This window comes from Streptomyces sp. YJ-C3 (assembly GCF_053891275.1).
In genome coordinates, this window is record NZ_CM132685.1 from 1,440,430 (window position 1) to 1,460,101 (window position 19,672).

16 protein-coding genes are annotated in these 19,672 nt (G+C 73.1%); 12 read left to right on the forward strand and 4 right to left on the reverse strand.

Annotated elements, in window-relative coordinates:
* Positions 1-11: 11 nt before the first annotated feature.
* The gene (locus ACVHNB_RS06430; RefSeq protein WP_428952363.1) at positions 12-974 is read right to left on the reverse strand and encodes an ABC transporter substrate-binding protein; all 963 of its coding nucleotides are present in this window, start codon (positions 972-974) and stop codon (positions 12-14) included.
* Between the two features lie 565 nt (positions 975-1,539).
* On the opposite strand from ACVHNB_RS06430, the gene ACVHNB_RS06435 reads away from it, so the two are divergent.
* The 4 genes from ACVHNB_RS06435 (at position 1,540) to ACVHNB_RS06450 (ending at position 4,767) form a co-directional block, all read left to right on the forward strand.
* Complete coding sequence (locus ACVHNB_RS06435; protein WP_428952362.1) at positions 1,540-2,763, forward strand: NAD(P)-dependent malic enzyme; 1,224 nt, start codon at positions 1,540-1,542, stop codon at positions 2,761-2,763.
* Between the two features lie 174 nt (positions 2,764-2,937).
* A complete protein-coding gene (locus tag ACVHNB_RS06440; RefSeq protein ID WP_428952361.1) occupies positions 2,938-3,900 on the forward strand; it encodes a zinc-binding dehydrogenase in 963 nt (320 codons plus the stop codon).
* 100 nt (positions 3,901-4,000) lie between these two features.
* A complete protein-coding gene (locus ACVHNB_RS06445) occupies positions 4,001-4,210 on the forward strand; it encodes a helix-turn-helix domain-containing protein (protein WP_207827323.1) in 210 nt (69 codons plus the stop codon).
* A complete protein-coding gene (locus ACVHNB_RS06450) occupies positions 4,210-4,767 on the forward strand; it encodes a Clp protease N-terminal domain-containing protein (protein ID WP_456228843.1) in 558 nt (185 codons plus the stop codon). The genes ACVHNB_RS06445 and ACVHNB_RS06450 overlap by 1 nt, the downstream gene beginning before the upstream one ends.
* A 28-nt stretch (positions 4,768-4,795) precedes the next feature.
* Here ACVHNB_RS06450 and ACVHNB_RS06455 read toward each other — a convergent pair whose 3' ends face one another.
* Entirely contained in the window at positions 4,796-5,827 is a 1,032-nt protein-coding gene (locus ACVHNB_RS06455; protein ID WP_456227587.1) for a helix-turn-helix transcriptional regulator, read from the reverse strand.
* A 1-nt stretch (position 5,828) separates the two neighbouring features.
* Positions 5,829-6,704, reverse strand: a complete 876-nt coding sequence (locus ACVHNB_RS06460) for a DUF4097 family beta strand repeat-containing protein (protein ID WP_456227588.1) — start codon at positions 6,702-6,704, stop codon at positions 5,829-5,831.
* A 167-nt stretch (positions 6,705-6,871) separates the two neighbouring features.
* On the opposite strand from ACVHNB_RS06460, the gene ACVHNB_RS06465 reads away from it, so the two are divergent.
* On the forward strand, positions 6,872-7,696 hold the full coding sequence (locus tag ACVHNB_RS06465) for a hypothetical protein (RefSeq protein ID WP_456227589.1): 825 nt from the start codon (positions 6,872-6,874) through the stop codon (positions 7,694-7,696).
* Between the two features lie 12 nt (positions 7,697-7,708).
* Here the strand turns inward: ACVHNB_RS06465 and ACVHNB_RS06470 are convergent, their stop codons facing one another.
* Complete coding sequence (locus tag ACVHNB_RS06470) at positions 7,709-7,891, reverse strand: DUF6104 family protein (protein WP_003961784.1); 183 nt, start codon at positions 7,889-7,891, stop codon at positions 7,709-7,711.
* Between the two features lie 169 nt (positions 7,892-8,060).
* Between ACVHNB_RS06470 and ACVHNB_RS06475 the strand changes: the two genes are divergently transcribed.
* The 7 genes from ACVHNB_RS06475 (at position 8,061) to fxsT (ending at position 19,608) form a co-directional block, all read left to right on the forward strand.
* Entirely contained in the window at positions 8,061-8,459 is a 399-nt protein-coding gene (locus ACVHNB_RS06475) for a CU044_2847 family protein (RefSeq protein WP_428952357.1), read from the forward strand.
* Complete coding sequence (locus ACVHNB_RS06480) at positions 8,459-10,588, forward strand: VMAP-C domain-containing protein (protein ID WP_456227590.1); 2,130 nt, start codon at positions 8,459-8,461, stop codon at positions 10,586-10,588. The genes ACVHNB_RS06475 and ACVHNB_RS06480 overlap by 1 nt, the downstream gene beginning before the upstream one ends.
* Before the next feature lie 121 nt (positions 10,589-10,709).
* A complete protein-coding gene (locus ACVHNB_RS06485; RefSeq protein WP_428952355.1) occupies positions 10,710-11,726 on the forward strand; it encodes an AAA family ATPase in 1,017 nt (338 codons plus the stop codon).
* A gap of 5 nt (positions 11,727-11,731) precedes the next feature.
* The gene (locus tag ACVHNB_RS06490) at positions 11,732-14,989 is read left to right on the forward strand and encodes an SAV_2336 N-terminal domain-related protein (RefSeq protein WP_456227591.1); all 3,258 of its coding nucleotides are present in this window, start codon (positions 11,732-11,734) and stop codon (positions 14,987-14,989) included.
* Positions 14,990-15,056: 67 nt separating this feature from the next.
* Complete coding sequence (locus ACVHNB_RS06495) at positions 15,057-15,236, forward strand: YxD-tail cyclophane-containing RiPP peptide (protein WP_456227592.1); 180 nt, start codon at positions 15,057-15,059, stop codon at positions 15,234-15,236.
* A 27-nt stretch (positions 15,237-15,263) separates the two neighbouring features.
* Positions 15,264-16,520, forward strand: coding sequence for an FxsB family cyclophane-forming radical SAM/SPASM peptide maturase (locus tag ACVHNB_RS06500; protein WP_456227593.1), 1,257 nt, complete (start codon positions 15,264-15,266; stop codon positions 16,518-16,520).
* A 127-nt stretch (positions 16,521-16,647) separates the two neighbouring features.
* Positions 16,648-19,608: an FxSxx-COOH system tetratricopeptide repeat protein gene (fxsT, locus tag ACVHNB_RS06505; protein ID WP_456227594.1), complete on the forward strand. Its 2,961-nt coding sequence runs from the start codon at positions 16,648-16,650 to the stop codon at positions 19,606-19,608.
* Positions 19,609-19,672 lie beyond the last annotated feature (64 nt).

Genomic DNA, 19,672 nt, shown 5'->3' on the forward strand with positions numbered 1-19,672 from the left:
GTCGTACGCGGTCACTTGCCGCCGTTGACGGTGGCTTCCTTCACGGCGCCGGCCTCGACGCCCCACTTGGCGATGACCTTGTCGTACTCGCCGTTCTTGATGATCGCGTCCAGCGCGGCCCGGAGCGCGTCGCGCAGTTCCGTGTTGCTCTTGGCGACGGCGATGCCGTACGGGGCGGCCTCGACCTGGTCGCCGACGATCTCGAAGTCCTTGCCGCCGCCCGAGGTCTTCACCGCGTACGCGGCGACCGGGAAGTCGGACGAACCGGCGTCGGCGCCGCCGGAGCGCAGCCGGGTCTGGGCCTGCTGGTCGTCGTCGAAGGCCTGGATGCCGAGCTTCTTGGAGCCGCACTTCTTGGCCTGCGCCTTGGCGAGGTCGTGGGAGACCGTGCCGCGCTGCACGACGATCTTCTTGCCGCACAGGTCTTCCCAGGTCTTGATGTCCTGGGTCTTGCCCTTGGGGGTGTAGATCGAGACGCCCGCGTTGAAGTAGTCGACGAAGTCGACGCCCTCGCCGACCTTCTTGCCGGTGTCCGAGTCCACGCCGTCCTGGCGGTCCTTGGTGTCGGTCATGGCCGACATGGCGATGTCGTAGCGGTTCGAGCGCAGGCCCGTGACCAGGGTGTCGAACGTGCCGTTCTGGAACTCGAACTTCACACCGAGCTGCTTGCCGAGCGCGTCGGCCAGGTCGGGGTCGATACCGATGGCCTTGCCGGACTTGTCCTTGAACTCGACCGGGGCGTAGGCGATGTCCGAGCCGACCCGGATGACGCCCTTGTCGCGGATCTCCTTGGGGAGCTTGTCCGCGAGCGGTGCGCTCTTGCTCGACGCGGAGCCGCTGTCGGCGTCCTTGTCCTTGGTCTGGTCACCGCAGCCGGTCAGCAGCAGGGTGCCGGCGACCGCGATCGCGCCGACCGCGGCTATCCGGGACTTCGCGGACTTCGCGGTCGTGCGACGGGTGGTGCTTGCGGTCATGGTGGGGTCCTCCGGCAGGGTGGGTGGAGTTGCCGTGTCGGTCGCCTTGGCACACACCTTCGGGTGTCGCGACCTCGCGTGATGACGGCATCTTGCCATTCGGACTGACCCGTGCAGGGCGTCAGAGATGTCAAAATCGGATAACAGGTGCGCCAAGAGCCCCAACAGGGCGGCATGTCACGGTGCATAGGGCCGCATCATCTGCGGACCCACTGTCCGGAGGCGGGAGATTCTCCGGCGAACTGCCCGCAGTCTCACCATTCGGGCGTGCTTCCACCGCGCTTCGAGCGCGACTTGATGACTTGTCCAGATATTCGGCTATGAGTCATGTCACCGGGCCGTGATCGATCACGTATGGGCTCGTCCGCAGCACCGTCCGTCAGGTAAGAAGGTTCTTTACACCCCTCATCCGGGGCTCAGGGCGCGCGTGCGGCGCGCCCGTCGCGTGCGGTCCCGTACAGCGGTTCACAAACGGGACCAGCTGGGCCGTACGCGGTGCCCGCCCGCTCCTCAACCAGGAGCGGACACCCTCAACTGATGTTTTAAGACTTAAGGGGTCAGACAAGTGGCAGCGGAGATCGTCAATCCTCGCAGCGACACCAGTACCGGCAACGAAGGCGACGTGGATCCCGTCGATTCCTTCGACCCGGCGTTCGCGCTGCACCGCGGCGGCAAGATGGCCGTGCAGGCCACCGTGCCGGTCCGTGACAAGGACGACCTGTCCCTGGCGTACACGCCCGGCGTCGCGAAGGTGTGCAGCGCGATCGCCGAGCAGCCGGAGCTCGTCCACGACTACACCTGGAAGCCGAACGTCGTGGCCGTGGTCACCGACGGCACGGCCGTGCTCGGCCTCGGGGACATCGGCCCCGAGGCGTCCCTCCCGGTGATGGAGGGCAAGGCCATTCTCTTCAAGCAGTTCGGCGGCGTGGACGCGGTGCCGATCGCGCTCGCGACGACCGACGTCGACGAGATCGTCGACACCGTCGTGCGCCTCGCGCCGTCCTTCGGCGGCGTCAACCTGGAGGACATCTCGGCGCCGCGCTGCTTCGAGATCGAGCGCAAGCTCCAGGAGAAGCTGGACATCCCGGTCTTCCACGACGACCAGCACGGCACCGCCGTGGTGACGCTGGCCGCGCTGAAGAACGCGGCCCGGCTCAGCGGGCGCTCGCTCGGCGAGCTGCGGGGCGTCATCTCCGGCGCCGGCGCGGCCGGTGTGGCGATCGCGAAGTTCCTGCTGGAGGCCGGTCTCGGTGACGTCGCGGTCACCGACCGCAAGGGCATCGTCAGCCGGGACCGCGAGGACCTCACGCCGGTCAAGCGCGAGCTCGCCGAGATCACGAACAAGGCGGGTCTGTCCGGCTCGCTGGAGGACGCCCTCGCGGGTGCCGACGTCTACATCGGCGTCTCCGGCGGTACGGTCCCCGAGCCCGCGGTCGCCTCGATGGCGCCGGGTGCCTTCGTCTTCGCGATGGCCAACCCGAACCCCGAGGTGCACCCCGACATCGCCCACAAGTACGCGGCCGTGGTCGCGACCGGGCGCTCGGACTTCCCGAACCAGATCAACAACGTGCTGGCGTTCCCCGGGATCTTCGCGGGCGCGCTGCAGGTGCGGGCCTCCCGGATCACCGAGACGATGAAGATCGCGGCCGCGGAGGCGCTGGCCGCGGTGGTCGGGGACGAGCTGACGGCCGAGTACGTCATCCCGTCGCCGTTCGACGAGCGGGTGGCGCCGGCGGTGACGGCCGCCGTCGCCGCCGCCGCGCGGGCCGAGGGCGTCGCGCGACGCTGAGTACCGCATGTGGTCGAGGCCCCGCTCCGGCGGGGCCTTCTCCATGCCCTTCCCCTGCCCTTCCCCTGCTCTTCCCGTGCTCGTCCAAGCCCTTTTCCGGGCTCCGCGCCAGGGGACGTGTGTCACAGGCGGAGGTGGTTCCCCGGCCCCCGCGCGGCGCCTATCGTCAAGGTCATGTTCGCTGCCTATGCCGCCCGCATCGACCGTGACCAGCCGCTGAACGGACTGGAGTTGGGGGAGCGGCCCGCCCCCGAGAACCGGCCCGGCTGGACCACCGTGAACGTCAGGGCCGCCTCCCTCAACCACCACGACCTGTGGTCCCTGCGCGGGGTCGGGCTCGGCGAGGAGGCGCTGCCCATGATCCTGGGCTGCGACGCCGCCGGGACCGACAGCGACGGCAACGAGGTCGTCCTGCACTCCGTCATCGGGCAGACCGGTTACGGGGTGGGGCCCCGCGAGGGCCGCTCCATCCTCACCGAGAAGTACCAGGGCACCTTCGCCGAGCAGGTCACCGTGCCCGAGTGGAACGTGCTGCCCAAGCCGAAGGAGCTCTCCTTCGAGGAGGCCGCGTGCCTGCCCACCGCATGGCTGACCGCGTACCGGATGCTCTTCACCAACGCCGGTGTGCGCCCCGGTGACTCGGTGCTGGTCCAGGGCGCGGGCGGCGGTGTCGCCACCGCCGCGATCGTGCTCGGCAAGGCGGCCGGTCTGCGGGTCTTCGCCACCAGCCGCGACGAGGCCAAGCGCAAGCGGGCCCTGGAGCTGGGGGCCGTGGAGGCCGTGGAGTCCGGGGCGCGGCTGTCGCAGCGGGTGGACGCCGTGATCGAGACGGTGGGCGCCGCCACCTGGTCGCACTCGGTCAAGTCCCTGAAGCCGGGCGGCACGCTGGTCATCTCGGGCGCGACCAGCGGACCGAGCCCGAAGGCCGCCGAGCTGAACCGCATCTTCTTCCTGGAGCTGAAGGTCGTCGGCTCGACCATGGGCTCCAAGGACGAGCTGGAGGACCTGCTGTCCTTCTGCGCCGCGACCGGAGTGCGGCCCGTCATCGACGAGGTGCTGCCCCTCGACCGGGCCCGCGAGGGCTTCGAGAAGATGGCCGGCGGCGAGCTGTTCGGGAAGGTCGTGCTGACCGTCTGAACCGCTTCGCGGAAAAGGGGCGCCGTGAAGGCGCCCCTTTTCCATACCCGTCATGTCAACTGTGGTTGACGCGGCGGGTGTGTCAACCTACATTGACATCATGACCGAGGCAACGGATCTCGCCGAGCAGGCGGGCGCCCGCGATCCGCGGGTCGGGCTGCGGGCGGTCGCCGCACTGCGGCGGCTGCTGGAGCAGCTGGAAGCGGTACAGGTGCGCAGCGCGCGCAATCAGGGCTGGTCGTGGCAGGAGATCGCGGCCGAGCTGGGAGTCAGCCGACAGGCCGTGCACAAGAAGTACGGGAGGCGATGATGTTCGAGCGGTTCACCAAGGGTGCCCGGGATGTGGTCAAGGGCGCCGTCGCCCACGCGGAGCGCGAGCGCGCCCCGTACATCGACGAGGGGCATCTGCTCCTCGCGGTCCTCGACGCCCGCGGCACCCGGGGCTCCTTCGTCCTCGGCGCGCTCGGTGCGGACGCCGAGGGGAAGCGCGCGGCCATCGGGGAGGCCCTCGTCGCCGCGCGCCGCCGGGCGGGCCTGAGCCAGGCGGACGCCGAGGCCCTCGCCGGGCTCGGCATCGACGTGGACGAGATCGTCGCCCGGGTCGAACAGGCCCATGGCGTCGGCGCGTTGAGCGGTGGCCGCCGGCTCGGCGGGCGGCGCCCCTTCGCCAAGGAGGCGAAGGGGGTCCTGGAGTCGTCCCTGCGGGCGGCCCTCGCGCACGGCGACCGGTCCATCGGCGACGAGCACCTCCTCCTCGCCCTCGCCTCCCGCCCCGGCATCGCGTCCGAGGTCCTCGCCGGGCACGGCGTGACCGTACCGGCGGTGGAGCGGGTGCTGTACGGCGGCGGGGAGGCGGCGGCGAGCTGAGCCGCCCCGGCGGCCCGCCGCCCGCGGCTCACGCCTTCGGCGCCCGCAGTGCCGCCCCGATGTGCGCGGCCGCCTCCGACAGATGGCGCCGGGCCGACCGGAGCTGGTCCTCGGAGACGCCGTGGTCGCGGGCCGCGTCGCGGATGTCGTCGCGGAAGCGGTCCAGGAGGCGGTCCAGGTCGCGGGCCGGGTCGCCGGTGGAGTCCGCCGTCGCCCAGGACGGGACGTACTCGGCGGGCACCTCGTCGGATGCCGGGCGGTACTCGGGCCCGGGCGGCGCAGGGGGCGTACGGCCGGAGTCCTTGCCGAGGTCCTTGCCGAAGGACTTGCCGAACTCGCCGAACTCCTTGGCCAGTTCGGACAGGCCCTCGCGCACGCCCGTCGGCCAGTCACCCCGCGCGAAGTGGTCCTGCACCTGGTCCTGGACCTGCTTGGCCACGCGCTGGAACTCCTCCTGCGCCTGGACCCGCACCCGGTCCTGGGCCTCCTTGGCCTGGCGGCGCGCCCGCTGCGCCTCCTCGCGGGCCCGGCGGCTCTCGTCCTTCGCGCGCCGCGCCTGCTCCTTCCACTCCTGCTTCGCGCGGCGCAGCTCCTCCTTGGCGGCGCGCCAGGAGTCCTTGTCCACGAAGTCCTTGAAGTCCCCGAAATCGGGGCCGGAGCCGGAACGGGCCCCGCCGGCCCCCGAGGTGGCCGCCCGCACCTCGCGGCGGAGCTCGCCCGCCGCGCCGCGCACGTCGTCCCGGATCTCGGCGGCCAGCTCGGCGACCGACTCCCGGATCTCCAGCTCCAGATCGGCCAGCTCACCGCTGCGGTCGGCCAGCTCGGCGCGGCCCGCGTCGGTGATCGCGTAGACCTTCCGGCCGCCCTCCGTGGTGTGCGTGACCAGGCCCTCGGACTCCAGCTTGGCCAGACGCGGGTAGACCGTGCCCGCCGAGGGCGCGTACAGCCCCTGGAAGCGCTCTTCCAGCAGGCGGATCACTTCATAGCCGTGGCGCGGGGCCTCGTCGAGGAGCTTGAGGAGGTACAGGCGCAGGCGGCCGTGGGCGAAGACGGGAGGCATGTCAGAGCACCTTCTTGTCGGCGGGCTGGTCCTTCGAGTCGTCCTGCGGCTCCGCGTCGAACGGCTCGTCCTCACCCGGCGGCCTGCGCAGCAGGGCGATCGAACCGGAGACCGTCGTCGCCTTCAGGCTGCCCGTGCCCGCGCCGAGCCGGCCCGTGATCTTGTGCGCGCCCCACTGGCCGGACACGCGCAGACCGTCGAACGCGTTGGACACCGCGCCGCTCGCCGTGTTCGCCTCGACCTCCGTGTCCGCCGGGTGCGGGATGCGGATGGCGATCTCGCCGGAGACGCTCGCCAGGCTCACGTCCGTCGGTCCGGCCGGGTCGAGGTCCACGATCATCGAGCCGCTGACCGTGTCCGCCTTCACGAAGGACCCCGAGCCCTCGACCACGGTCAGGTCGCCGGACACCGAATTGAACCGGAGGTCACCGGTGACCGCCTGGGCCTCGACGCTGCCGGAGACCGTGCTGGTGCGCACCGGGCCCGTGACGCCCACCAGGGTCGTGTCGCCGGTGACGCCCTTCACCTCCGTACGCCCCTCTATGCCGGAGACGACGGCGCCCGCGCCGACCACGCCCACCTCGACCCGGGTGCCGCTGGGCACGGCGAGCGTGACGACCGCGCTGCGGTGCCACCCCTTGGGGTCGAGCCACTTGAGGAAGCCCTTCCAGGGCAGATCGTCGTAGGCCACGGAGAGCGTGTCGTCCCGCTGCCGCACGATGAGCGGGGGCCCCTCGACGTCGGAGACCTCCAGACGGGCGGAACTCTCGTCCGTGCCCACCACGTTCACCGTTCCGTTCACGATGCGTACGTGCAGGGCCGTCACCGGCTCGTCGAAGGCGAGCTTCCGCGGCTCCGCGACGGACCACTCGGGCATGGTGCGACCTCCTCCGGAGTGAACGCGCCATATCGCGTCCTCTGCAAAACACGATATATCGCGGATGGGGAAAGTCAAGACAGGTCGCCGCGGGATCCGCCTCGCCCGCGGGCGGCGCGGGCGGACATCTGTGGTCCGATGCGGGCAAATTGCCCTAGCGTGGGGCCATGCCGTCGTCCCCTGAACCCGCCGGCGCGCTGCTCCTGTGCCGCGCCGACCCCGCCGCTGTCGGCCCCGCCGCCCAGCTGCTGCGCGAACGGATGCTGCTCGCCCCGGCCGGACCCGAGTGGAGCGTCCTCGTGCCCGAGTCGAAGCCCTGGCTCGCCGGGGCCGACGGCGGCGGCGAACCCGTCGACCGGGTCCTCGGCGGCTGGGCCGGCGCCCTCGCCGTCGGCGCGCCCTGGCCGGTGCTCGCCCTGTGGTGGGACGCCGACCGCAGCGGCTTCACCCTCGCCGCCGGCTTCCGCCGCCCCGTCGGCTACGTATGGCTGGCGAACGGCACCCCGGCCGGCGAGGGCGAGGCCATGCGCACCTTCGCCGCCCGCCTCGGCCTCGACCCGGTGCTCGACATGCAGTCCCTCGACGCCCTCACCGAGCCCGACACGGAGGCCGACGCCCGGGCCCGCATGCTCGGCCTGCTCGCCGTCCTCACCCGCACCGGGCTCACGCTCCCCGCGGGCCTGACCCCCGGCGAACCGGCCGACCGGCTGCGCGAGGTCGCCCGGGTGCAGCCGCACGCGGAGAGCGTCGAGTGGTCGGGATGGCGGGACGCCGTCCGCGCCGAGCTCGACGTCGTCGAGAACACCAGCATCGGCCCCTGGCTGCGCGGCCCCAGGGCGCGCTGCCTCGCCGCCGCCCAGCTGGCGGCCGGGGTGCCGCTCACGCTGCACGGCCTGCGGCGGCGCAGCGGGGGCTGGATCACCGCGGGGGCGCTGCTGCTGGTGCACGGGGCGCTCGGATTCGCGTACGACCGGATGCGCGCCCGCCCCTGAGGGCCCGGACGGCTACTCGTCCTCGTCCTCGTCGTCCAGACGCGCCAGCCACGTCGCCAGCCGTTCCACCGGCACCTCGAAGTCCGGGTTCAGGTCGACGAACGTCCGCAGCTGCTCGGCGAGCCACTCGAAGGTGACCTCCTCCTCGCCGCGCCTCTTCTCCAGTTCTTCGATGCCGCGGTCGGTGAAGTACAAGGGGTGCTCCGTGTGCCGGTGGATGCCGCTCTGGGCCGCTCTGTCCCCGCCAGGATAGGAGAGCGCGGGAGACTCTCGCCCCGTCGGCCGGTGCGGGTTAGCCTGATGAATCATCAATGCCTGTGAGGCGTACGTGATGCGGTGCGCCGCGGCGACGGGGGAGTGCGCCATGGGGGACGGGATAAGGCCGATACAGCTGCCGGACGGCACCGAGGTCTGGGTCAGAACCTCGCGGCTCGACGGACCCGGCGACGGCACCGACGATTACGACGACCTGTACGAGGACGTCGGCGTCTGGGAGACGGTGACCACCAAGGTCGAGGGGCTGAAGGAGACGGTCGAGGGCGTCGCCCGGTCGGTCCGCGCGGCCACCGCCGCGGCCGCGCCAGACGAGACCGCGGTGACCTTCGGCATCGAGGTCAGCGCCAAACCCGGGCGGGCCGTGGCCGTCCTCGCCGACGGCGAGGCCAAGGCGAACCTCTCGATCACCCTGACCTGGCAGCACGACCGGCGCCGTGCGGATCCCGGCGGCACCGGAGAAGGAGGCGGCGACCGGGCCGGGGCCTGATGCCGGCCCCCGACCGGGAGCCGCTGTGGCACCTCGCCGAGCAGGCGACCGTCGGCATGGGCCCGCCGCCCGCCGCGGCGGACCACGGCGGCCGGGACCTCCTCGCACCGCCCCGCGATCTGTGGGGCAGCGGCTTCTTCGTGGCGCCGGGCTGGGTGCTGACCTGCGCCCATGTGCTGGTCGACGGGACCGGGCGGCCGAGGCCGGGCGCCGCCGCGGGGCAGCCGGATGTCGGGGTGTACGTCGACGGCAGGGTGCTGCCGGGACGGCTCGCGTACTGCATGCCGCTGCCGCGCCGGTCCGTGCCGAGGAACGGCGGCGCCGGTGACCGGGAGACGTTCGCGTCCGCCGTCGAGGGCATCGAACCCGACCTCGCCCTGATCGCCCTGCTCGAACCGATGGAGCGCGAGCGCTGCGTCTGGCTCACCGACCGGCCGCCGGGCGAGTTCGCCCGCGACGACGGGGGCGGCGTCATCGGCCGGTTCGCGCCCAGGTCCCGCGACGGCGGGCACTGCGTCGTCGAACGGCTCACCTGCGGACACGGCAGCACGAAGGGCACCCGCATCAAGTTCGGGCTCAGCGTCGACATGCGGCCCGGCACCTCCGGCGGACCCCTCGTCGACCTGGAGCGCGGCGAGGTCGTCGGAGTGATCAAAGCCCGCTTCCGGGACGGGGGTTCGGGGCTCGCGGTCGCGGTCAGCGCCCTGCGCGAACTGTCGCCCGACGCGCACCTGGACGGCGCGCCGGACCTCGGACCCGAGCCGTACCACGAGCTGATGCGGCGGCACGACTCCTGGCACTGGCGGCGCCAGCACCCCGAGCACAGCGACGGCGAACCCACCTGGATCGACGTACAGCGCGAACTGCCCCGGCGGCGCGGCACCTGGGACGTCCTGGACCGCCTCGACGCGCTGCACCGCCTGGCCGGCGTGCCCGGACCGACCGCCCCCGCCGTCGTGCGGCAGCTCGCCAGGGACGCCCTGGGCCGGTCCCTCGGCCACCCCGTCGGACCCGTCAGCTGGCGCGACGGCCACGGCATGCTGCACGGCTTCGGCGGCCGCGACGACCTCGCCGTGCACCTGCGCTACCTCTCCCTCGTGGCCGGATGGATCACCGCCCACGCGGCCGGCGCCGAAGCCGCGGCCGCCGCGCGCGACCTGTACGAGTCCGTCATGCAGCGCGGACAGGCGCTCGGCGCCAAGGAACGGGCCGGGCTCGGCAGCCTGCGGCCCCGGCCCCGCGCCGTCCTGCTGGAGTTCGACCACGCGCCGCCGCCCGCCTACCTCGACGAGGGCGAGGTGGAGACCCGCCGGTACACCTGGACGCTCTTCAAGGGGTACGACGACGGGCGCTGGGAGCTGGCCGTGCCGCCGCCCGCCGAGGGACGCCCCTTCGAGCGGGCCAGGGCCGAGGCGCTGGACGCGCTCGCCGAAGTGCTGGCCGCGGCCGACGCGGCCCGGCCCGTGGAGGACCCGGTACCGCTCGAAGTCGCCCTGCCCGGCGTCGAGTTCGCCGCCACCGTCGCCGAGTGGGAGATCCGGGAGGACCCCCGCCCCAGCTCGCCGCGCAGCCCCATGGGGATCGACCGGCCCGTGGTGCTGCGCGACATCGAGCGGCGCGGCGAGGTGCTCGACCGGGACAGCGCCGCGGCGCTCGCCGAACGGTGGCAGGAGCGCTGGCGCGGCCTGGTCGGAGCGCCCCGCCTGGTACCGCTGCGCTCCGCCGCCGCACCGGCGCCGCTGCGCCGCCCCGACCTGCTGCGGGCGCCCCACGGATCCGTGCCCGTGCTGTGCCAGCAGGTCGGCGAGGGACCCGGCCACGACGCGGTCCAGCGGGCCGTGGGCCTGGGCTATCCGGTCGCCCTGTGGCGGGCGGACGGGCACCGGATCTCGGACGGCTGCGGCACCCGGTGCACCGCCTTCCACGACGGCGTCGAAGGGCTCCTGGACCGGGAGGGCGACGCCGTGCGCACCCTGCCGGGCCGGCTCTGGCGGCTGCGCAGCGAGCAGACCGACGAGTGGGTGCGCGGGGTGGTCCTCTTCTACGACAGCCCCGACCACCCCCTCCCGCAGGCGGCGGGCAGACCGCTCGAACCGCCCGGCTCCCGACCCGGCCGGAAACAGTCGTGAGCGGGTCGCGCGCCCGGCGCTCCCGCGGTCCAACACCCGCGCCCCCGGGCCGACTTGAAACAGACCAGAGGGGGCCGCGCCCCCGGTATTTTCGTGGCAGCCTGTCGCGGAGGGGGCCGACATGAGCGAGTGGCTGATCTACCGGGGCGCCGGAGCCCCGCACGACGAGATCCAGCGGCTCCCCCCACCACCGCCCTGGCGGGATTTCGACGGTGCGCCCGCGCTGCCCTCGCCCGGCGAGCTGGACAGCGCCTCCGTGCGCCGGCTCGGCGTGCGCAGCCGCCAGGCCCAGATGCACCGGCCCGGCGCCGAGGAGCGAGAGCTGGTCAACGCGGCCCTGTACCTGCGCAGACCGCTGCTCGTCACCGGGCAGCCCGGCAGCGGCAAGTCGACCATCGCGCACTCCGTCGCGTACGAGCTGAAGCTGGGCCGCGTCCTGTCCTGGCCCGTCGTCAGCCGCAGCACCCTGCGCGACGGCCTCTACCAGTACGACGCCATCGGGCGCCTGCAGGACCTCCAGATCCGCACCGCGCTCGGCGAGGACACCGCCGCGGGCATCGCCGACATCGGGCGCTACATCCGGCTCGGCCCGCTCGGCACCGCGCTGCTGGCCTACGACCGGCCGCGCGTCCTCCTCGTCGACGAGCTGGACAAGAGCGACATAGACCTGCCGAACGACCTGCTGAACGTGCTGGAGGAGGGCGAGTTCACCGTCCCCGAGCTGGAGCGGATCGCCGACGTCGCCCCCGAGGTCGAGGTGCTGACCGACGACGGAGCCAAGGTGACCGTGCGGCACGGCCGCATCCGCTGCCGCGCCTTCCCGTTCATCGTGCTGACCAGCAACGGCGAGCGGGACTTCCCCGCACCGCTGCGCCGGCGCTGCATCCAGCTGGAGATGACGCCGCCGGACGCCGAGCGGCTCGCCGGGATGGTGCGCGCCCACTTCGGCGAGGGCGCCGACCACGAACACGCCTCGCTCATCGAGCAGTTCCTCGACCGCGACCCCGGTGACGTCCTCGCGGTCGACCAGCTGCTCAACGCGATCCACCTGGTACGGCAGACGGGCTGGGACGAGGACAGCGGGGCCCGCGCCCGGCTGGCCGCGGAACTGATGCACCCGCTCGACCGGACCCGGTGACGGCGGTGCCCGGACAGGAGGCCCCCGACCCTCTCGCCCGGCTCGTCCGCACCCTCGACGAAGCAGGCACCCCCCTCGACAGCCGGGAGCTCGCCGACGCCCTCTGGCTGGCCCGCTGGACCCGCCCCGACAGCGCGCAGCGGCACCGGCCCGACGGGGCACCGGCGACCGGACAGCCGGCCGCCGAACCCCGGGAACCGCACCGCGACCCCGGTACGCACCGATCGGATCCGGCCAATCCCGGGCCGGCGCAGCCGACGGAGCCGCGCACCGCACCGGCCGGCGCGGCCGACCTCAGGGAGGCCGCGCCCGCCGAGGTGCCCGCCCCCTCGTCGACGTCCGAGCGCAGGCCCGGCGCCGCCGTGCTCCCCGGCCTGCCCCCGCTCCCCGCGCTGCGGCGCTCGCTGCGCTCCCTGCGCGCGTACCGCCCCTCGGGAGTGTTCGCGCCCAGCGAGCTCGACGAGATCGCCACGGCCGAACTCACCGCCACCACCGGCCTGGTGAGCCCGGTACGACGTCCCGTGCGGCGCCGCACCGCCGATCTGGTGCTGCTGATGGACGGTGCCCCGTCCATGGCGGTGTGGGACGGCCTGCTGGAGGAACTGCGCCGCGCCTGCGTCCAGGTCGGGGCGTTCCGCGACGTCGTCGTGCAGTACCTGCACCCGCTCGGCGCCGGCCTCGGCGTCACCGCGCAGCCCGGCCTCGGCCATGTGCTGCGCCCCGCGCAGGAGGTGTCCGACCCCTCGGGCCAGCGCGTGCACCTGCTGCTCAGCGACTGCACCGGGCCGCTGTGGCGCGACGGCACGTTCCAGCGGCTGCTGCGCGCCTGGGCGGCGACCGCCCCGCTCGCCGTACTGCAGCCCCTGCCGCGCCGGTTCTGGCAGCGGACCGCACTCCCGGCCACGGCAGGCATACTGACACGACGTCAAGGCCCGTACTGTGCACTGGAGTTCAGCCGACTCGGCCGGGGGAGCGAACCGGGACCGCCGCAGCCCGGCCTGCACGTCCCCGTCCTGATGCCCACCCCCGCCGCGCTCAGCACCTGGTCGCGCCTGGTGTCGGCCGACGGCGGACTGCGGCTGCGCGGCGCCGCGGCGCCCCTGGACCCCGCCGCGCACCCCGCCGAACCGGCCCCACTGCCCCCGGACCCGGCCGACGACGAGGCCGAGCGGCTCCTCGTGGAGTTCGACGAGACCGCCTCGCCCACCGCCCGCAACCTCGCCGTCCAGCTCTCCGCCGCGCCGCTCGCGCTGCCCGTGATGCGGCTGGTCCAGCGCACGATGCAGCCCGGCAGCGGCCCCGGCGAACTGGCCGAGATCCTGCTCGGCGGACTCGTCACCGAACGGCCGCCCGGCCCCGGACCGGGCCCCGGCCAGGAGCAGGAGAGCCGCACCGGCCCCTGGTTCGACTTCAAGCCGAAAGTGCGCACCCTGCTCCTGGAGCGGCTCAGCGCGGGCGAGGCGGCGCTCGTCCTCAAGCACTGCGCCCTGTACATCGAGCGGACCTTCGGCCGCGGCGCCCGCAACTACCCGGCCGCCGTCGTCGCCTACCTGGAAGGCACCGGGCGCCGCCCCGCCGGCGGCACCGACAGCGTCCCCGAACCCTTCGCGACGGTCTCGGACCTCGTGCTGCGCCACTTCGAACGCAGCCTCGCCGAACTGCCCGGCTCACCCCGGCTCCCCGGCCACCCCCTGCGCGCGGCCCAGAAGCGCCTGCGCCGCTACGAGAACGGGGGCGGCGCCGACGACCTCCTGGAGGCACTGCGCCTGCTCCGCACCCCGAAGGCCGCGGAGCACCCGGACGGGAACCGCCTGTACGCGCGAGCCCTGCTGCACGCCTGGCGGGAATGGCGGGACCCGCGGCAGCTCGCCGAGGCCGAGGACGTGGCGCGGCGCGAGGTCGACACCCTCGCCCGGCAGCCCGCGCCCGACCCCGGGGCGCTCGGCGCCGCCCGCCTCACGCTGGCCGAGGTGCTGCGGGCGCACGGCGAGGACCGGATCGCCGCGGCGGCCCGGCGGCGGCCCCCGGACGCCGCCGAGGAGCGGGCCCGCGGCGAGCTGCTGTTCGACGAAGCGCTGAGCCAGCTCGAACTCGCGCTGGAACAGCCCGGGTCGACCGCCACCACACGACTCGAATGCGCCGTGCTGCTCACCGCCCTGGTCAACCGCCGCCTGGACCGCTCACCCGCCGGCGACCTCGCGCCCCTCGACGTCTCCATCGCCCTCCTCGACCGCCTGACCCGGCACTGGCCCACCGCGCACCCGCCCGCCGACCTCTGGTACGCCCTGGGCCGGGCCCTGCTCCGGCGCGCCGAACTCGCCCCCGGCGCGACCCCCGAACAACGGGAACTCGCGCTGCGCGCCGCATCGGCCCTCGCGTCCGGGGTACAGCGCACAGGGGGCGCGAGTGGCAGCGGCGTACCCCCCGCGCGTGCGTTGTTTGATCTCGCCGAGGCACACGCGCTCGGCGCAGAGCCGTTCGGTTCCCCGGCGGAGGGGGAAGCCTTGAAGCGGGCCGCCCACGCGGCGCGGGCCGAAGGAGACACGCAACTGGAGGCGGCGGCGCGGGGCAGGCTCTCCGTATGGCTATGGAAACGTGACCAAGCGGAACTAGAGACGGCCGAGGCGGAGATGAAACGGGCACTGAGTCTGTTGCGACCGGGCGATCCACAACGAGCCGAACTTCTCGTCTCCTACGGTCAGATGCTGCTGGAGTCGCAGCGGGACCCCGAGGAGACCGACGACACGAACACGGTTTCCGAGGCCGTGCACAGCCTGCGCGAGGCCGTGGCCGACACCGCACCCAGCCACCCCTCCGCCATCGACCGCCGGCTCCTCCTCGCCGGCGCCCTGCGCAGGCGCTACCGCGCCGAGTCCATGATCGCCGACCTGTACGAGGCGTGCTGGACCCTGGACCAGGCACTGAGGGACACCGAAGGCGCCGCCCCGCGCGCCGCCGTCTGCCTCGAACTCGGCGTACTGCACCGCCTGCTGGCCCAGCGCACCCAGGAGCGCGAGGAATGGGTCCGCTCCGACGAGGCGTTCGCGCGGGCCGCGCAGGAGGCCGACGAGGCACGCGACCCGCGGACCGCGGCGCGGGCACTGCACGGACGCGGCGAGGTCCTGGAGTATCTCGCCGGCCCGGCCCGGGCCCTGGAGATGTACCGCGCGGCCAAGGAGCGCTGGACACGCACCCGCGCCGCCGACCCGGCCGAGACGCGCCTCACGGATGACCGGATCCGGCGGCTCGACGGCACGGAGTGACTCGTACGTGTTTCCGGGCCGGGGCGAGAGGGCATGCCCGGTGAGTTGATTGTCCCGAGGAGGCGATGTGCAGACCCCGGCCGCGAGCGCGTCCAGTGAGCCGCTGCCCGATTTCTCCGGGGTGGATCTGGCGGAGCTGCGGGACCGGAGTGAGCATCCTGTGCTGGGGGCGGTGCTGGACGGGCTCATGGAGCGGCCACGACCGGTGGGACGGACGGTGGCCATGTACGACGATTCGCCAGGCTGATCCGAGCCATGTGACGGGGGGCAGAGCGTGAGGCTCGACCGCGCGGCGCCGGGTGCACCGGGTGCCCTCGCCACCTGGCCGCTGCGCGACCTGGACGTGCCGGGGCTGCGCCGGTCCGGCGTACGGCCCGTGCCCTTCCGGCAGTTCGTGCTCAAGGTGCACAGCCGCTGCAACCTCGCCTGCTCGTACTGCTACATCTACGAGGGCGCGGACAGCACCTGGCGGGAGCGTCCCGTCCGGGTCGCCGACGCCACGATGCGGCACACCGCAGCCCGGATCGCCGAGCACGTCCGCGCCCACCGGCTCACCTCCGTACGCGTCGACCTGCACGGCGGGGAGCCCCTGCTCGCCGGTGCCGGACCCCTGCTGCGCCACATCGCCCTGCTGCGCGAGACGGTGCCCGCCGGCTGTTCCGTCGACTTCGGACTGCAGACCAACGGCACCCTGCTGACTCCGGAAACGCTGACGGGGCTCACCGCCGCCGGCGTCCGGATCGGGCTGAGCCTCGACGGCGGGAGCCCTCGGCACAATCTCCCGAGGGCCGATCACGCGGGCCGCCCGGCCTGGCCCGCCATGGCCCGGGCGGCCCGGCTGCTGAGCCGTCACCCCGAGGGGTACGCGGGCATCCTGTGCACCATCGACCTTGCCAACGACCCGCGCGACGTGGTGAGTTCACTCTTCGATCTGCGTCCGCCCGCCCTCGACCTGCTGCTCCCGCACGCCAACTGGAGCACCGTGCCGCCCGGTGTCGCCCCGGTCGACCCCGATACCCTGCGACTCCCGCACGAGCGTCCCACCCCGTACGGGGACTGGCTTGCCGAGGCCTTCGACCTGTGGTGGGGGCGGCGGGGGCGGCCCTCGGTACGGATCCGGCTGTTCTCCGAAATCATCGCGCTGTTGCTCGGCCGTCCCAGCGTGACCGAAGCCGTCGGCCTCTCCCCGGTGGCCACGGTCATCGTCGACACGGACGGCGCCATCGAGCAGGTCGATTCACTCAAGACGGCCTACGAGGGCGCCCCCGCCACCGGCCTCGACGTCCGCCGCAACACCTTCGACGAGGCACTCGACCACCCCGGCATAGCCGCCCGGCATCTGGGACGGGACGCCCTGGGCCAGGGGTGCCGCGACTGCCCGCTCGTCGCGGTGTGCGGCGGCGGCAACTACGCGCACCGCTACTCCACACGGAGCGGATTCCGGCATCCCACGGTCTACTGCGCCGACATGGCCCGTCTGATACGCCATGTCGCTGATCGCCTGAGCACCGTGATCGACGCGTCGCCGTAGGCCGCCCGGCCGAATACGGACGGTGCCCAACTCTTCGTCAGATCTTTCGGCTGGCCATGAACTACCGTGCCAGCAGCCCACGCTCCACCTCGCACGCCCATCGTTCGCAGGACAGGGAGACGGTCGCATGGCCGAGTTCATCACCATCAGTCACGCGGGTTCCAGCCGTCCCTGGGCGGCCTGGATCGCGCACGAACTGGAGCGGCAGGGCGTCGGTACCGCCATGCTGCGCTGGGATCCGGCGGTCGAGACCTCCCTCGTCGATGCCCTGACAGGTCTCCTCGAAGCGCCCGGCCGGATCCTGCTCGTCCTGGACGACTGGTACTTCGGGCTCGGCCCGCGGCCGATGACGGAGTGGGCGGAAGCCCTGCGCGAGGTGGTGTCCGCGCACGCCGACCGGTTCGCCGCGGTCAACATCGCCACGGGTGCGCTGCCGGCGGCGGCCGCGGGCCTCGCGCCGGTCAGTCTGCTCGGCCTCGACGCCCACGAGGCGAGCCGCCGACTGCTGCGCAGGCTCGGCCTCGAGCGGCCGCGCACGGCCGAGGGGAGCGAGGACGGCCCCCGCTTCCCCAACGACGACCAGGCGCAGTGGAACGTCCCCCCGCGCAACGAGCGCTTCACCGGCCGCGACGAGATCCTGGAGAAGATCCACGCCGTCTTCGCGGACAGCGGCGAGGGCGAACGCTGTGTGCTGCGCGGCATCTCGGGTGTGGGCAAGACACAGATCGCCCGCGAGTACGCGTACCGCTTCCGCAACGAGTACGACATCGTCTGGCAGGTCAACTCCGGCTATCCCGGCACCGCACGCGAGCAGCTCGCCGAACTCGCCATCCGGCTCGGCCTGCCCGCGGGCCGCGAGACCGGCGACCGGATCCGCGCCGTACAGAACACCCTGCGTAGTGGCCGCCCGTACCGGAACTGGCTGCTGATCTTCGACGGGGCGGACAACGTCGACGGCATCGAGGCGCTGCTGCCCGACGGCCCCGGCCATGTGCTGATCACCACCCTCACCCGGGACTGGGCCGCGTTCAGCCGCACCCAGGAGATCGAGGTCCACCCCTTCACCCGGCGCGAGAGCGTCGCCTTCGCCTGCCGTCGCGCGCCCCGGCTCAGCCCCGCGCAGGCGGACGCCCTCGCCGAGGCCGTGCAGGACCTCCCGCTCCTGGTCAACCAGACCGCGTCCTGGCTCGCCATCAACGAGACGATGCCCGTCGAGACGTACATCGAGAGCATCCGCAGCGGCAGGCCGAACGAGTTCGGGCTCAGCATCATCGACGACGACTACAAGAAGAGCGTGTGGACCAGCTGGTCCCTCACGCAGAACATGCTGCGCGAGAAGCACCCGGACGCCTCCGAACTCCTGAAGATCTTCGGCTTCTTCTCGCCCGACGCGATCCCCGTCGGCTTCATCCAGACCGCCCGGCCCGGCGACCTGCCGCCGCACCTGGAGGCACTCACCGCCGACCCGATCGGCTGGCACACCAACCTGCGCCGCCTGAACGAGGCGACCGCCGTGATGCGCATGGACTACCCGGCCGCCGACACCCGGATCGAGCAGGGTGTCGAGACCGTCCAGATGCACCACCTGTACCACAGCTATCTGCGCACGGGCATGCCCGAGACGGAGCGCGAGCAGGCCGCCGCGGCGGCCTGCCGGGTCCTGGTCAGCGCCTCGCCGCGCAACCCCAACGACACCCGCCTGTGGGAGCGTTACGCCCAGATCATTCCGCACCTGGACCACGCCGGGGTGTTCGACAGCGCCGACCCGGACGTCCAGGGCCTCGTCCTGGACTGCATCGACTATCTGCGCGTACGAGGAGAGTACTCGGCCGGACTCGAACTGATCCGGAAGGCGCTGCCCCGATGGCAGCAGCGCTTCCAGCCGACCGACCGCAGCCTGCTGCTCCTCGACTACTACCACTCGATCATGCTGCGCCGGGTCGGCCGCTACCGGGAGGCCGAGGCCGCGGGCCGCAACTCCGTGGCCCTGCTCGAGGAACACGCCCCGGAGAGCAACGAACTCCTGCTCGCCAAACAGGGGTTGGGCGGATCCCTGTGGGCGCTCGGCGCGTACGAAGAGGCGCGGGACCTGTTCGAGGAGGTGTGGGAGGCCTATCGCGGACTGTTGGGCGAACAGCATCCGCGGACCATGGGCGCGCACCACAACTACGCGGCAGTCCTGTCCCAGCTGGGGCATTACGAGGAGTCCCTCACCATCGAGCTCGCCGTCCTGCAGGCCCGGGAACGCGTCCTCAAGCTCCGCCACCCCCTCACGCTGGAGAGCGGCACCGTCTGCGCCAGCCTCATGCGCTGGCTCGGCCGTTACGCGGAGGCGTTGTCCCGCCAGGAGCAGAACGTCCGAGTCCACCGCCAGATCATGGACCTCTACCACCCCCAGACCCTGCGCGCCGAGCACAACCTCGCCCTCTGCCTGCGCCGCTCCGGCGAGTACCAGCAGGCCGAGTCACTGCTGATGACCGTCCTCACCCGCTCCGAACAGGTCCACGGACCCGGTCACCCGGACACCCTCGCCGTGCTCGCCGACTACGCGACCCTGCAGCGCTCCCACGGGGACCCCGGGCGGGCGAAGGAGCTGGCCGAGCGGGCCGTGGCCGGGTACTCCCTGCTGCTCGGCGACGGCCATCCCTTCTCCGCGGGTGTCCTCGGCAATCTCGCCCTGGTCCACGCCGAGTTCGGCGACCGCGACGAGTCGCTGCACATGGCGGAGCGGGCCCTGTCCCGGATGCGCGCGGCCGTCGGGGACCGGCATCCCTGGACGCTCGGGTGCTCGATGAACACCTCGGGTGCCCGCGCCCTCGCCGGCGATGTGGACGGCGCGGCGGAGCTCAGCCTCAGCACCGCCGAGACGGCCGGGGAGGTGCTCGGCGGGCGCCATCCCCTGACGCTCTCCGCGGGGGCCGCCTACGCCACCGATCTCCGGCTGCTGCGCCGCGGCAAGGAGGCGGGCGAGCGGGAGCAGGAGGTCATCCGCGCCCTGTCCGACACCCTAGGCGACCAACACCCCCACACCGTCAGCGTCCGCCGCCGCTTCCGCCCCTACTGGGACTTCGAACCCCAGCCGGTGTAGCGGCACACCCGGGTCGTCCGGACGCAGCAGGGCCCGGCACCCCCGAGGGGTGCCGGGCCCGACC

What these genes read in the sequence shown, in the direction of transcription:
- ACVHNB_RS06430 (WP_428952363.1), bottom strand. Translation starts at nt 974, where the DNA reads ATGACCGCAAGCACCACCCGTCGCACGACCGCGAAGTCCGCGAAGTCC.
- ACVHNB_RS06440 (WP_428952361.1), top strand. Translation starts at nt 2,938, where the DNA reads ATGTTCGCTGCCTATGCCGCCCGCATCGACCGTGACCAGCCGCTGAAC.
- ACVHNB_RS06445 (WP_207827323.1), top strand. Translation starts at nt 4,001, where the DNA reads ATGACCGAGGCAACGGATCTCGCCGAGCAGGCGGGCGCCCGCGATCCG.
- ACVHNB_RS06450 (WP_456228843.1), top strand. Translation starts at nt 4,210, where the DNA reads ATGTTCGAGCGGTTCACCAAGGGTGCCCGGGATGTGGTCAAGGGCGCC.
- ACVHNB_RS06455 (WP_456227587.1), bottom strand. Translation starts at nt 5,827, where the DNA reads ATGCCTCCCGTCTTCGCCCACGGCCGCCTGCGCCTGTACCTCCTCAAG.
- ACVHNB_RS06460 (WP_456227588.1), bottom strand. Translation starts at nt 6,704, where the DNA reads ATGCCCGAGTGGTCCGTCGCGGAGCCGCGGAAGCTCGCCTTCGACGAG.
- ACVHNB_RS06465 (WP_456227589.1), top strand. Translation starts at nt 6,872, where the DNA reads ATGCCGTCGTCCCCTGAACCCGCCGGCGCGCTGCTCCTGTGCCGCGCC.
- ACVHNB_RS06475 (WP_428952357.1), top strand. Translation starts at nt 8,061, where the DNA reads ATGGGGGACGGGATAAGGCCGATACAGCTGCCGGACGGCACCGAGGTC.
- ACVHNB_RS06480 (WP_456227590.1), top strand. Translation starts at nt 8,459, where the DNA reads ATGCCGGCCCCCGACCGGGAGCCGCTGTGGCACCTCGCCGAGCAGGCG.
- ACVHNB_RS06485 (WP_428952355.1), top strand. Translation starts at nt 10,710, where the DNA reads ATGAGCGAGTGGCTGATCTACCGGGGCGCCGGAGCCCCGCACGACGAG.
- fxsT (WP_456227594.1), top strand. Translation starts at nt 16,648, where the DNA reads ATGGCCGAGTTCATCACCATCAGTCACGCGGGTTCCAGCCGTCCCTGG.